This window comes from Burkholderia sp. 22313, from assembly GCF_052045245.1.
Taxonomy (GTDB): Bacteria; Pseudomonadota; Gammaproteobacteria; order Burkholderiales; family Burkholderiaceae; genus Burkholderia.
This window is the reverse complement of sequence record NZ_JBQEON010000003.1, coordinates 261,935-275,691: the sequence shown is the minus strand read 5'-3', so window position 1 is coordinate 275,691 and position 13,757 is coordinate 261,935. Positions and strand designations below refer to the sequence as shown.

Genomic DNA, 13,757 nt, shown 5'->3' with positions numbered 1-13,757 from the left:
ACGTCCCGCCCGCGACGCTCACCCGATCCGCCACCACCGCGGCAGCAGATCGCGCACTTCCCGCCGCCGGTAACGATCGTCGATCAGATGCACGACGCCCTCGTCGTGCTCGGTGCGGATCACGCGCCCGGCCGCCTGCACGACCTTCTGCAAGCCCGGGTACAGATACATGTAGTCGTACCCGTTGCCGAAACGCGCATCCATCGCCCGCCGCATCTGCTCGTTGACATCGTTGACCTGCGGCAGCCCGAGCGTCGCGATGAACGCGCCGATCAACCGCTCGCCGACCAGATCCACGCCTTCCGAAAACGCACCGCCGAGCACCGCGAAGCCGACGCCGCGCCCGCCCGCGTCGAAGCGCGCGAGAAACGCGTCGCGCTCGCTTTCGGCCATGCCGGGCGCCTGGGCCCACACGGGCACGTCCGGATGGCGCGTCTGCATCAGCGCGACGACGCGCCCGAGGTAGTCGAAGCTGCTGAGAAAACCGAGGTAGTTGCCGGGCCGCGTCGCATACTGCGCGGCGATCAGGTCGGCGATCGGTTCGAGCGAACGGTCGCGGTCGCGCCAGCGCGTCGACACGTGGCTCGCGACGCGCACGGTCAGTTGCTCGGCGCGGAACGGCCCGTCGACGTCGAGCCAGCCCGTATCGGCCGGCAACCCGAGCGTGTCGCGATAGAAATGGAACGGGCTCAGCGTGCCGGAGAACAGCACGGTCGCGCGCGCGGCTTCGTAGCGCGGGGCGAGAAAGCCGGCCGGAATCACGTTGCGCACGCACAGCGTCGACTGGAGCCGGCGGCGACGCCCGGCCGGCGCGACGCCGTCGAGCCCCGACTGGCGCGGCAGCGGCTCGCCGTGCAGCGTCGCGTCGAAGATCGACGCGCTGTCGAACGCGTCGGCAAGCACGCCAAACTGGATCGCCTCGAAATGAAAGCGCAGCAGCGCATCGCCGTTCGCGCGCGGCGCGTCGGTCAGGTGTTCGCCGATCGCCGCGACGAGATTCTGCACGGCCGACACGATCGGCCCCGGGATCTCCGGGTATGCCGCGTAGCGCTCGGCCTGCGCGCGGTTGACCGTGCCCCATGCGCGCGCAAGCCGGTCGAACGCCTTGCGCAGTGCGGCGGGTGCCGCCTCGCGCGCGGCCGCGAACGCGAACGGGTCGAGCGATGCGCTGTACATCTTGCGTGCGCGATCGAGCAGGTTGTGCGCCTCGTCGACGAGCACGCCGACGCGCCACTGGTTCTGCTGCGCGAGCGTGTGCAGCATCGCGTTGCCGTCGTAGTAGTAGTTGTAGTCGCCGATCATCATGTCCGACCAGCGCGCGAGCTCCTGCGCGAGGTAGTACGGACAGACGTCGTGCGCGAGTGCCGCGTCGCGCACGGTGTCGCGATCGAGCATGCCGGCACCGATCGCAGCGTCGCGCGCGGCCGGTAGCCGGTCGTAGAAGCCTTGCGCGAGCGGGCACGATTCGCCGTGACACGCACGGTCCGGATGCTCGCACGCCTTGTCGCGCGCGACGAGTTCCAGCACGCGCAGCGGCAGCGCCGGCGTGCCGGCGCCGAGCGTGGTTGCTGCTTCGAGCGCGAGCGCGCGGCCGGGCGTCTTCGCGGTCAGGAAGAACACGTGATCGAGCTCGCCCTCGCCGCACGCCTTCAGCAACGGAAAGACCGTGCCGAGCGTCTTGCCGATGCCGGTCGGCGCCTGCGCCATCAGGCAGCGTTCGTCGCGCGCCGCCCGATAGACGGACACCGCCAGCTCGCGCTGCCCGCTGCGGAATTGCCCATGCGGAAACGTCAGCGCACGCAGCGCTTCATCGCGGGCCGCGCGGTGCGCGGTCTCACGCTCGGCCCAGCCGACGAAGCACGCGCACTGCTCGGCGAAGAACGCGGCGAGCACGCTCGCGCTCAGCGTTTCCGTCAGCACGGTCTCGCGTTCGGACACGATATCGAAATACACGAGCGCGACGTCGATTTCGGCGAGGCCGCGCGCGTCGCACATCAGGTGCGCGTAGACCTTCGCCTGTGCCCAGTGCAACGCGCGGTGATTGGCCGGCATCGCGTCGAGGCTGCCGCGATAGGTCTTGATCTCCTCGAGGCGGTTCGCGACCGGATCGTAGCCGTCCGCGCGTCCGCGCACCGTGAGCGTGCCCCACGTGCCGGCCAGCGCGATCTCGGTTTCGTAGCGCGCACCGCGCTTCGACGTGACGGCGCCGTGGCCGGCAATGCCTTCGAGCGCGGTCGGTGCGGGCGTGAAGCGCAGGTCGAGATCGCCGCGTCGCGCGGTGAACTCGCACATCGCCCGCACCGCGACGACATAGCTCATGCGGACAGCCCCGCCGTTTCGACCGGCTCGATGCCGGCGCCCGCGCCGGCCCATTCGACATCGACGACGCGCACCGGCATGCCGTGCGCGATGCAGTACGCGAGCCAGCGCGTCTGGTTGTCCTGCAGCCGATCGCCGGGGCCTTTCACCTCGATCAGCTCGTAGCGCCGTTCGCCGGGCCAGAACCGGACGAGATCCGGCAACCCCGAGCGGTTGCTGCGGATGTCGGCGAGCAGGCGCGTGAACCACAGCCGCAGGTGCTCGGGCGGCAGGCAGGCCAGCGCCTCGTCGAGCAGCGCGTCGGTCAGCACGCCCCAGAACACGAACGGCGATTGCAGCCCCATCTTCGTCGCGTAGTGACGGCGGATCGTGTCGCGGTATGCGCCGGAGTCGAGTTGCGCGAAACAGGCGGCGAATGCATCCGTGCGACGCACCGCGAAATCGGGTGCATGCAGGTCGGCCGGGCCGCGCTGGAACGGGTGAAAGAACGCACCGGGCACGGCCGCGAACACGGGCTCCCAGCACAGCAGCCCGAACAGCGAATTGATCAGCGTGTTCTCGACGTAATGAACCGGCGCATCGGGCTGCGCAAGGTGGTCGCGCACCGCGAATTCGACGCTGACGAACGCTTCGGGGCGCGCCAGCACGAGCGTCTCGCGCGGCGCGCCCGGCGCGGCGGCTGCGCGTTCGACCCGCTGCCCGAGACGGCGCTGCAGGCGCGGCAGCATCCGCTCGACGCGCTGGCGCTCCTCGTCGCTTTCGAAGCCGCCGCGCGCGTCGAGCGCCAGCGAGAGCGCGTCGCCGTCGCGACCGCAACGTTCGAGCACGCGAATGCGCCGATGCCGGCTGCCCGGCCACGCGCTGCGCGCATACGCGTCGAGCGCGGCGGTCCAGTCGGCGCGGCGCTCGCAGGTCTGCCCGAGCGTGAACAGCAGCTTCGCGCGGCGCGTCGCGAGCCACGGCTGCGCGCAGTCGACCGTGTCGATCGCCTGCAGCAGCGCGTCGAACGGCAGGCCGTCGGGCCACGCGTCGAGTGCGTCGCGGCAGGTCTGCAGCGCGAGATACGCATCGACGTCGCCGCGCTGCTGGAACGCGCGCGACGACGGCGCGAACGGCACGCTTTCGTACTGGAACACGCCGAGATCGGCGAGCACGAATTCGCGCCAGTCCTGATGCAGATTGCCGAAGAACATCAGCCGCAACCGGTCGCACAGCGCGCCGACCGTCACGCGCAGCACGCGATCGCCGGCCTGCGCGCACCACGCGTCGAGCGGCTGCGCGACCGCGTGCCCGGGCCGCAGCCGTTCGAGCCAGTCGGGCTTGCGCTCGCCCGCGTGCGCGGCGAGCGCCGGAAACATCGTCAGCAAATCGGCCTTGGTCGACAGCGCGAACAGCGCGTCGAGCGTGAGTGCAGGCGCCGGATCGACCCAGCCGAGTTCGACGAGCGGCGCGGCCGCGTCGAGCGTGCTGCCGATTTCGTCGTACACGAGCTTGCTGGCGCGGAACTCGGCGCCGTTGCGCATCAGCATCCGCACGAGCAACGCGCGCGACGCCTGCGGCAGCCGCGCGAAATGTGCGAGAAACGCGTGTTCGTGCGTGTCGAGCAGGTCGTCGTAACGCTCGCCGAGCCAGGCCAGCGCGCGTTCGAAATTGGTCAGGTAGTAAAACGCCGGGGGCGTCGGCGATGCAGGCGTCACGGGGATCGATCACTGTACGTTTGTACAGGTTCGAATCATATCAAATGTGACGAAACGTGCCGCACGCCGCGGCTTCGCGGCATCGGCCGGCTACCCCTCCAATCCGCCGGCCCCGTTCAGAACTGGTAATTCACCGACATGTCGAACACGCCGTTGGTCGACTGCTGCGTGATCGGGCTGCGCCGCGCGCGGCCGACGAGTTGTTCGATCGCACCGTCCATCGTCACGAACCAGTGCTTGTTGACGAACCAGACCATCGTCACGCCGGCGCCGAACGACTTCATCCCCGCGCCCGGCGAATAGGTCGACAGGCCCGAGCGCGCGGACGCCGCCGGGGTCACGCCGAACCAGCTGTTCATGTAGCGCGAGTCGGCGAACGACACGGTCGGCCCGGCGAACCAGAAGAAGTGTTCGTTGCTGCCGGGCATCGGCATGTACGCGGAGAAATCGCCGATCCAGCCGTTCGAGCCGCCGATGCTGCGCCGTACATCCGCGCGCAGCACGAGCGGGAAATCCTTCGAGATCACGTAATCGGCCGCGAGCTTCATCACCGGCGCCGCGTTGATGTTGTCGAGCCCGTTCAGGTGGCCCAGATCGTCGGCCGAACGGCGCCCGAGGTCATAGCCCACCGACATGCTCACGCGCCAGTTCGGCCCGCGCAGCACATTCGCGCCGAGCCCCTCGCCCGTCGACAGGAAGAACAGGTCGCGATAGCGCACGTCGAAATTCGGGCCGCCCATCACGCGATAGCGATCGGAGCCCGCATAGCGCGGCTGCAGCGTCATCGCGGCGCCGACGCTCACCTGCCACGTGGGGACGGTCGGACTGAACAGTTTCTGCAGCGGGACACCCGCCGAGTATTGCCATTCGCCGAGCGGCGAAGGGGTCTGGGCTGCCGCATCGCGGGCCCCGGCCGCCGCCAGCGCGGCGAAGGCCGACAGGCCGGACACGAACCGGCGGGCGCCGGGTGACAACAACGGGCGGGCAACGGTCATCAAGGCGGTCTCCGTCGGTTGCGCGAAACGAACCTGAGGGAAAGCGCATCGCACCGGATCGGCTGCAACGGCTGGCCGCCGACGGCACGAACGTAGCGTGCGCTGAATTAGTGAACATCCTACGCGACGCGCGCGACGCCGCAAAGCGCCCGTTGAATACGGGCACTTTGCCGGCGTCCGGGCATCCGGCATCCGGGCGTCCGGCGTCCCGCACGCGCCGGCGCCGGGTTGCGGAATCAGAAGCGCTCGACGTGATAGTCGCCGGCGAGCGCGGCCGGACTGCGCGTCGACATCATGCGCGAGAAGCTGTCCGCGAGCCGTCCGAGCGCGAGTTGCTTCTGGCTCGCGTCCCAGTGCGTGTAGGTGTCGTACGCGGAGTCGTCGAACGACACGGTGACGGCGACCGGCCGCCCGCTGGCGCGAAAGCCGATATGCAGCACGCCGCCCGGCAATTCCTCGATGTGATAGCGCAACGAACGCGACTCGAAATAGCGGCCCAGCACCTGAGCGATCGCGCGCTTGTCCGGCGATTGCACGTGGATGTCCATGATGGTCCTCCTTTCAGTGGGCGCGCGGCCGGCCGCGGTTCGCTGCGCCCGCCCGGCATCCGCATCGGCGGCGGCTGCGACGGCGGATCGCCCAGTGGCGGGCCCAGGGGCACGGGCGGATCGACCGGATCGTCGTGCTCGGGCAGCATCGGGTCGGGATCGACGTCGGGCGTCGGTTCGGGACGGTGCAGCATGGATGGCGTGTTCATGTCGCTCCTGCGCAGCGGCTCGCGCGTGTCGATTGGCGCCGCGACCGTGCGCAAGCCGTGTGCCAACCCGTCGGGGTCAGCGATGCGCGTTTCCATGTCTCGAAACGCTCGCACATGACCGCAATCGCCGCCGCATACGTTCGCGTCGTAACGTATCCTTTTCCTGGGTTCATTCATCGCGATGTCCTCTCGTCCACGCCGGCGGCAAGCGTCATGCCGGCCGGCCGCGCGGGCATGACGCTTGCGCCCGTCGTTACTGCAAGGAGGTTCGACCATGACCGTATGCGCCACCGGCCGCCGCGACGCCGTGTCACCGGCTGCCGGCCTGCTCTCCCTCGCCACGTCGCGCCCGCCGTCCGAAGACAAGACGGAGGAGCGCATCGACGAAGGGCTCGAGGAGACATTTCCGGCCAGCGATCCGCCCGCCGTTGGGGGCGCGACCCGTATCGACCCCGACAAACCGTCCGGCCACCGCGAACGTCGTGCGCCCGACGCCCCACCACCGCCCCGCGATCACGGCTGACGGCGGCACCCCGGCCCGCGATGCGCGGCAGCGTAGCGCCGGCCGGCACAACCGGAGTGAACGCATGAAACGCATCGAACGTGCATGGCACGAAGTCAGCGGCGCCGCGGGCGTCGCGGCGCTCGCCGCGATCGAGAGCGCACTGGTACTGGCCATCGTCGTGATGACGGGCGTCGGCCACTAGTTCCGCACTCGCGGCCCGGCCATGGCTGCCGCCGTGGAAGATGTACAAGCCGGCTGGCAAATTTCTCCGTGGCCTGGCCCCGCAGGCCCGGCGTATGCCGATGGAACGCGGCACGCGTCCTGCTTCCGGATCGTCTCGCTCACGAAGGAGGCGTTCATGTATCGCGTCAACGAAATCATGTCGCGCGACGTGGTATGCGTCGCACCGACCGACACGATTCGCCATGCGGCCGAATTGATGCAGCGCTTCGACATCGGCGTGCTGCCGGTCTGCGACGGCACCGAGCTCGTCGCGATCGTGACGGACCGCGACCTCGCGGTGCGTGCGCTGTCGCACGGGCATTCGCCCGACACCGCCGTGAAGACGGTCGCATCCGCACCCGTGCAGTGGTGCGTCGAGGACGACGGCGTCGGCGACGTGCAGCAGCGGATGGCCGACGTGCAGTTGCACCGGATGCCGGTGCTCGACGGCCAGCACCGGATCGTCGGCATCGTGTCGCTCGGCGACATCGCGACGCGCGCGGGCGGCCCGGCACGCGACGAGCTGGCGAATACGCTCGAGGACGTGTCGCTGCCGCGCCGCCGCTGACGGGCGGCCCCCTCACCCGTGCGGCCCGCGAGTGCCTTCGGCGCGCCGCTTCGACCAGGAGAAAAGCGATGGCAACGGACCGAGCGCCGCGCACGCAGGCGCGCATTGCCGGCACCGCAGGCCGCTCGGCCGGCGGCCCCGGGCCGGACGTGATGGCCGCCGGCACGCTGGAAGACGATCGCGTGCTGACCCTGGATGGCGACGACATCGGCAAGGTCATGCACATCATGCTCGACGTCCGCTCCGGCCGGATCGCGTACGCGGTCGTGTCGTCGGGCGGCTTTCCCGGCATCGGCGACAAGCTGCTTGCGGTACCGTGGAATGTGCTGACGCTCGACGTCGAGCGCCGCTGCTTCGTGCTGCCGGTTCCGACCGAACGCGTGCGCGAAGCGCCGGGCTTCGAGCAGGACCGCTGGCCGGCGATGGCCGATCCGGCGTGGGCCGAGGCGCTGCACGCGCACTACGGCGCGTCGCCGTACTGGTTGATCGAGGAAGGTGAAACGGCCCTCGACGCGCCGCCTTACGAGGCGTCGCCGGGCGGCCCCGACAGCGACACGCGACGGCACTGACCGACGCGTGTGCCTACCGCGCCGGTCAGTGCGCGGCCGCGATCGAATGCGCGAGTGCGCGCGCGGCGCCCAGGTGCGCCTTCAGCGTCGGCAGCATGCCGGACGCGAACGCGCGGAGCTGCGGGTCGCGGCCATTGCGGGCTTCGGCTTCGTAGAGCCTGATCGCCGCTTCGTGCGCATCCGGCCCCGCCAGCGCGATATACGCGGTGTCGAACGCGTGGCCGTTACTGGTTCGCAGCGCGGTCACGGCCGGATCGACGAGCATCCGTGCCTGCACGGGCACGCCCTTTTGCGCGCCGAGCCGGCGCAATTCCGCGGCCATGCGGCCGTGATCGTCGATCATCCGGCGCGCGTAGGCCTTCACGTCAGGATTCGACGACCGGTCGAGCGCGAGCTGACTCGCCTGCACCTCCGTCTTGCCGACGATGCCGGCCTTGTCGACGAATTCGGCGTCGATGCCGGTCGGCCGCCGCGTCATGTCCGCCTCGTCGGCGGTCTCGCCGGGACGGACGACGCCCGGCGCGACATGAACCGACGAAGCAGGCAGCGCTTGCGCGTGCGCGAGTGCCGGTGTGCCGAACGTCGCAAGCACGCCCGCTACCAACGTGCACGCGGTGCCGGCCAACGCCAAGAATCGGCGCGGATTCCGGTTCCCGTCGTTCAGGTTCATTCCGACCTCCGCACCGGTTGACGGATCGGGCCGGCGCAACGCCGAAGCCCGCCGGTCATGCGGGACGATGCGCGGACGTGAAGCAATCCGTCCACGCGCCCTTGCTGACGGATGCGGCCGCGCGCCGTGCATCAGTGGCGCCGTCCGGCTTCGGCCGGTCCGTCGGCGGGCGCGACGTCGACGATCACGCCGGCCAGCGTCGGCATGTCGACCGGCTTGCACAGATACGCATCGAAGCCGGCGGCCATGACGCGTTTGCGGTCCGCCGTGCCCGCATGCGCGGTCACCGCGACGACCGGCAGATGCCCGCCGCCGTTCGGCAGATGGCGGATGTGATCGAGCAGCCAGAAGCCGTCGCCGTCCGGCATCGCGAGATCGGACAGCACGACGCTCGGGTGCTGCTGCGCGACCACGTCGAGCGCGTCCTGCCCCGATTGCGCGGTCGACACCTGGGCGCCGAGCGTTTCGAGCGCCGCCGCGAGGCTTGCGCGCGACGTCTCGTCGTCGTCGACCACCAGCACACGCTGGCCGTCGAGCGCGACCGCCGTCGACGCGCCGCTCGGCCGCAGCGGATGATCGGCCGGATCGTCGGCACCCCAGTCCACCGGCAGCATCACGGTCACGGTCGTGCCACGTCCCGCGCCGTCGCTCGTCGCCGCGACCTCGCCGCCGTGCAGCCGCGCGATGTTGCGCACGATCGACAGGCCGAGCCCGAGGCCGCGTTTCGGCGAGGCGGATGCGCCCTCCGGGCGGTTGAACGTATCGAACAGATGCGGCAGGCGTTCCGCGGCAATGCCCTGGCCCGTATCGGAGACCGACAGCCGCACGCGCGCGCCGGCCCGGGTCAGCGTCACCTTGATGCGGCCGCCCGGCGGCGTGAACTTGACCGCGTTCGACAGCAGGTTCGACAACACCTGGCGCAGACGCTCGCCGTCCGCCGAGATCACGCAACTGGCCATCGCGCACTCGGTCGACAACGCGAGGCCGCTCGCTTCCACGGTCCCGCCGAGTTCGCGCGCCGCTTCCCGCACGATCCGCACCAGGTCGACCGGCGTGCGTTCGAGCCGCATCCGGCCGGTCGCGAGCGACGATGCATCGAGCAGATCGCCGACCATCCGCGACAGCGACCGCGCGCTGCGATCGATCGCGTTGACCGCCTGATGCGCGAAACTCTGGCCGTCGCCACTGCGCAGCACCTCGACCCAGCCGTAGATCACGTTCAGCGGCGTGCGCAATTCATGCGACACGGTTGCCAGCAGTTCGTCCTTCAGCCGGTTCGACTCGTCGGCCTGCACGCGTGCGTCGCGCGCACCGCGCAGCGAACGCAGGCTGCGCCGCTCATCGTGGCGGCGTTCGTGCGCCTCGCGCAGCGTTATCGACAGGCCCATGCAATTGCCTTGCGCATCGACGATCGGCGACGCCGCGAAGGTCGCGCGAAAGCGGCCGCCGTCGTGCCGCAGGCACAGGATGTCGAGCGGGCCGGACGGCGCGCGCGCGTTGGCGAACGAGGCGGGAACGGGATGCAGGCGCAGCCAGCGCGGCGCGATCAGCGTCGTGACGTCGTGCCCGAGCACGGCCGCGGCGTCGATGCCGAAGATGCGTCGTGCAGCCGGGTTCCAGCTCGTGATCCGCCGCGCGGCATCGACGCCGACGATCGCATCCGGCGATGCGTCGACCACGCGGCGCAGCAGGACGTCGTCGAGCGAGCGTGGCGCGGGCGCCGGTTCGCGTCGCGGCAGGCGAGCGTCATCGTCGTCGGGATCGTCGGCGCCGTGCAGCCGGTCGCTGGCGAGCAGCGGCTTGACGGTCATCACGAGCATGCATTCGACGAAGCCGATCACGACGAACGCGCCGGCCTGCGCGAGCAGATCGGACAGCGGCGCATCGCGCCACCACAACGCACCGATCACGGCCACGCTCGCGACGATCGCGGCCAGGCCGCCGCCGAACGACGTCAGCCAGGCCGCAGCCGCGACACCGACGTAGAAAGGCAGCGGCGCAAACGGCTCGTGCGCGCCGACGACGTGTACCGCCCACACCTGCAGCGCGGACGCCACCCCGACGGCCAGCACGACCCATGCGCCCTGCCGGAACAGCTCACGGGTAAAGGTCCTCATCGTATCCCTGCATCGCGCCGGCGGCCGTCGCTCGACGGCGTGCCGCCTCGGCGGTCGGCACCTGCCAAGCGTGCCGGGCGAGCCCACAGGCCCCAGCAACGCGCGTACCCGGCACGGCATTCGGCCGTTTCGTCGTGCAAAAGCCGGTTGCGGGTGGCCGCCGCGTTCGCGCGGAACACGATTGCCGTTGTCAGTCGATTTTTTATCAAACCGCTGTAAAAAGGCATCGATGCGCCCGGCCGCTACGGCGTTCCGTCATGCGGCACCGCAATCGCGTGCTTCTTGGGGCAGCGGTCAGGACATTGGAAATTTCTATCTCGCGGCACCTTCCGGGCCGTTCCGCTGTCGGACGATAAAGATTGCAACGAAGGGGATGTGCGATGCCGATTTTCAAAACGGCGCGCTAACGCCTATGGCTGAATCAGCAAACCGTCCGAAGCAACGCGCCGACGCGCGCCGGCTGTCCGGCCGCTCCTCGGCGATGCGCACGTTGCTCGGCCGTATCGAGAAAATCGCACCGACCCGCGCCAGCGTGATGATCGCCGGCGAAAGCGGGGTCGGCAAGGATATCGTCGCGCGGCGGCTGCACGACCTCAGCGGGTGCCGCGACGGGCCGTTCGTGCCCGTCAACTGCGGCGCGATTCCGGCGGACATCGCGGAAGCGCAATTGTTCGGTCACGAGAAAGGCAGCTTCACCGGCGCGATCGCGCAGCGCGAGGGCTTCTTCGAAGCCGCGTGCGGCGGCACGCTGCTGCTCGACGAGATCGCGGAAATGCCCGCCTCGCTGCAAGTCAAGCTGCTGCGCGCGCTCGAGTCGAACACGATCGTGCGGGTCGGCGGCACCGAGGCGATTCCGCTCGACGTCCGCATCCTGTCGGCGACCCGCCACAATCCGGCAGAAGCCGTGCGCGACGGCCGGCTGCGCGAGGATCTGTTCTACCGGCTCGCCGCGTTCGCGCTGTACGTGCCGCCGCTGCGCCAGCGCAACGGCGACGTCGAGGCGATCGCGCACGAGTTCGTCGACGCGCTGAACGCGCGGCACCGCTCGCGCAAACGCCTCACCGACGCGGCGATCGCCGCGCTGCGCGCGTATTCGTGGCCCGGCAACGTGCGCGAGCTGCACAACACGATCGAGCGCGCGTACATCCTGGCGGACGACGGTATCGACGTCGCACTGCCAAAGCCGACGATGCTGCCCGACCACACGTCCGAAGACGCCATGGCGCTGCCGCTGGGCGCGACGCTGCATCATGCGCAGCAGCGCTTCATCGCGGCGACGTTGAACCACTTCGACGGCAACAAGCCGCAAGCCGCGAAAGCGCTCGGCATCAGCCTGAAGACGCTCTACAACCGGCTCGCGCTGATGCGCGACAGCGGCCACGCCTGAACACCGCCGCGCGTGCGGCACGCAGCGGCGCGGCCGGCGTCAGCCGCTCAAGGTCATGCGACCTTGAACTGCCCGACCGTCGTCGCGAGCGCGTTCGCCTGCGTCTGCAGCGCGGTCGCGGCCGCGGTCGACTGCTCGACCAGCGCCGCGTTCTGCTGCACCATTTCGTCGAGCTGCGTGACCGCGCGGTTCACTTCCTGAATGCCGCGCGTCTGCTCGTTCGCCGCGTGCGTGATCTCGGAGATGATCGTCGTCACGTTGGCAACGTTCGACACGATCTCGCGCATCGTGTCGCCGGCCTGGCGCACCTGCCCCGACCCGGCCGACACGCTCGCCACCGTCGATTCCACCAGCACCTTCACCTCGCGCGCGGCCTGCGCGCTGCGTTGCGCGAGACTGCGCACTTCCTGCGCGACGACCGCGAAACCCCGGCCCTGCTCGCCCGCGCGCGCCGCTTCCACGGCCGCGTTCAGCGCGAGGATGTTGGTCTGGAACGCGATGCCGTCGATCACGCCGATGATGTCGCCGATCCGGCCCGACGCTTCCTCGATCTTCCCCATCGTCGACACCACATCCGACACGACCACGCCACCGTGCGACGCGATCCGCGACGCGGCGGCCGCGCGCTCGTCGGCCTGGCCGGCAGCCGCGGCCGACTGGCCGACCGTCGCGGTGATCTCCTCCATCGACGCGGCCGTTTCCTCGAGGCTCGCCGCCGCCGATTCGGTGCGCGACGACAGGTCCTGGTTGCCGGCTGCGATTTCGTTCGCGGCCGTGCGCACCGATTCGCTCGCGTCGCGGATCTGCCGCATCACGTCGTTCAGCTTGTCGACGAAACTGTTGAACGAGCGCGCGATATCGGCCACTTCGTCGCGGCCGTCGGCCGGCAGGCGCTGAGTCAGGTCGCCCGTGCCCGAGCCGATCGACGCCATCGCCTGACGCACCTGCGACAGGCGGCGGAACGCGGTCGTGGTGATCGCGCCGACGATCAGCGACGCGACGCCGACGATCACCACCAGCGTGATCAGCGAAGCGGTCAGCAGCGAGCGCATCCCGGCCGTCGCTTCCGCCTTGTCGAGCAGGACCAGCGCATACCAGTCGGTACCCGGCACGGCCTGCGCGCGCACCAGCTTCGCGTCGCCGCCGACCTGCACCTGGACCGGCGCGCTGGCCGCGGCCAGCGCTGCCGCGCTCATGCCGCCGAGGTCGGGCGACACGTCGGCGACCGGCTTCAACGTGAGCTTCGCGTCGGGATGCGCGACGACGTGGCCGCTGCTGTCGATCAGCATCCCGAAGCTCGCGGGCGTCGGGTGGATCGTCTTCACGTTCGCGATCACGCTGTCCATCGTGACGTCGGCCGCGACGACGCCTTTCAGCGCGCCATCGCGCAGGATCGGCACCGCGAACGTGACGACCAGGTTGCCGGTGCCCGCATCGACATAAGGCGGCGTGACGACCGGCTTGCCCGCCTGCGCGGCCTGCTTGTACCACGGACGGCCGGTCGGGTCGTAGTCGGGCGGAATGCCGGTCGGGTCGGAGAAATGGAACATCTTGTCCGCGTAGCCCGCGTACACGTTCGTGAAGCCGCCGGCAGCGGCCATCTGCTTGAACACGGGCAGTGGATCGGGCGACAGCGCGGCGTCCTGCAGCGACGCGATCATCCGGCTCTTGGTCGCCACCCAGTCGCCGATGCCGACGACGTGGCCGCCGGCGACGGAGGTCAGGTTGCGATCGATCGCGTCGTCGTTGTATGAGCGTGCGATGAAGTAATTGATCAGCGTGGTGGCGACCAGCGCGAATACGACGATGGCAACGCACGCGGCAAGAATGCGGGTGCGGATGGACGAAAACATGGCAACGACTCGGTAAGGGAGCGCGAACGCCCGGTGGACGAATTCACCGGGTAAACGGCATTCGCGGCCCTGACTTGAGGGCGTTGTGACAATTCAGT

Annotated in this window: 10 protein-coding genes and 1 pseudogene; 4 read left to right on the top strand and 7 right to left on the bottom strand. The window is 69.8% G+C overall.

Annotation, left to right across the window (positions count from 1 at the left end; all coding sequences use genetic code 11):
- Positions 1 to 18: 18 nt before the first annotated feature.
- The 4 genes from ACTJKF_RS04605 to ACTJKF_RS04590 all read right to left on the bottom strand — a co-directional run bounded on the left by ACTJKF_RS04605 (position 19) and on the right by ACTJKF_RS04590 (position 5,559).
- Complete coding sequence (locus tag ACTJKF_RS04605; protein ID WP_440622384.1) at positions 19 to 2,319, bottom strand: ATP-dependent DNA helicase; 2,301 nt, start codon at positions 2,317 to 2,319, stop codon at positions 19 to 21.
- Positions 2,316 to 4,016 (bottom strand): VRR-NUC domain-containing protein, encoded by a 1,701-nt coding sequence (locus tag ACTJKF_RS04600; protein ID WP_440622383.1) that lies wholly within the window; start codon positions 4,014 to 4,016, stop codon positions 2,316 to 2,318. Before ACTJKF_RS04600 ends, ACTJKF_RS04605 begins: the two co-directional genes overlap by 4 nt.
- Before the next feature lie 116 nt (positions 4,017 to 4,132).
- Positions 4,133 to 5,011, bottom strand: a complete 879-nt coding sequence (locus ACTJKF_RS04595; RefSeq protein WP_440622382.1) for a MipA/OmpV family protein — start codon at positions 5,009 to 5,011, stop codon at positions 4,133 to 4,135.
- A 236-nt stretch (positions 5,012 to 5,247) separates the two neighbouring features.
- Positions 5,248 to 5,559 (bottom strand): hypothetical protein, encoded by a 312-nt coding sequence (locus ACTJKF_RS04590; RefSeq protein ID WP_440622381.1) that lies wholly within the window; start codon positions 5,557 to 5,559, stop codon positions 5,248 to 5,250.
- Positions 5,560 to 6,042: 483 nt separating this feature from the next.
- Here ACTJKF_RS04590 and ACTJKF_RS04585 point away from each other — a divergent pair, with 483 nt between their 5' ends.
- The 3 genes from ACTJKF_RS04585 (at position 6,043) to ACTJKF_RS04575 (ending at position 7,632) form a co-directional block, all read left to right on the top strand.
- A complete protein-coding gene (locus tag ACTJKF_RS04585; RefSeq protein ID WP_440622380.1) occupies positions 6,043 to 6,291 on the top strand; it encodes a hypothetical protein in 249 nt (82 codons plus the stop codon).
- A gap of 340 nt (positions 6,292 to 6,631) precedes the next feature.
- A complete protein-coding gene (locus tag ACTJKF_RS04580; RefSeq protein WP_440622379.1) occupies positions 6,632 to 7,063 on the top strand; it encodes a CBS domain-containing protein in 432 nt (143 codons plus the stop codon).
- Positions 7,064 to 7,131: 68 nt separating this feature from the next.
- Positions 7,132 to 7,632, top strand: coding sequence for a PRC-barrel domain-containing protein (locus ACTJKF_RS04575; protein WP_440622378.1), 501 nt, complete (start codon positions 7,132 to 7,134; stop codon positions 7,630 to 7,632).
- 25 nt (positions 7,633 to 7,657) lie between these two features.
- Here the strand turns inward: ACTJKF_RS04575 and ACTJKF_RS04570 are convergent, their stop codons facing one another.
- Entirely contained in the window at positions 7,658 to 8,302 is a 645-nt protein-coding gene (locus ACTJKF_RS04570; protein ID WP_440622377.1) for a DUF4142 domain-containing protein, read from the bottom strand.
- Between the two features lie 131 nt (positions 8,303 to 8,433).
- Positions 8,434 to 10,419, bottom strand: coding sequence for a PAS domain-containing hybrid sensor histidine kinase/response regulator (locus ACTJKF_RS04565; RefSeq protein ID WP_440622376.1), 1,986 nt, complete (start codon positions 10,417 to 10,419; stop codon positions 8,434 to 8,436).
- 342 nt (positions 10,420 to 10,761) lie between these two features.
- On the opposite strand from ACTJKF_RS04565, the pseudogene ACTJKF_RS04560 reads away from it, so the two are divergent.
- Positions 10,762 to 11,806, top strand: a pseudogene (locus ACTJKF_RS04560) (sigma-54 interaction domain-containing protein).
- Positions 11,807 to 11,859: 53 nt separating this feature from the next.
- Here ACTJKF_RS04560 and ACTJKF_RS04555 read toward each other — a convergent pair.
- On the bottom strand, positions 11,860 to 13,659 hold the full coding sequence (locus ACTJKF_RS04555) for a methyl-accepting chemotaxis protein (RefSeq protein WP_440622375.1): 1,800 nt from the start codon (positions 13,657 to 13,659) through the stop codon (positions 11,860 to 11,862).
- Between the last annotated feature and the right edge of the window lie 98 nt (positions 13,660 to 13,757).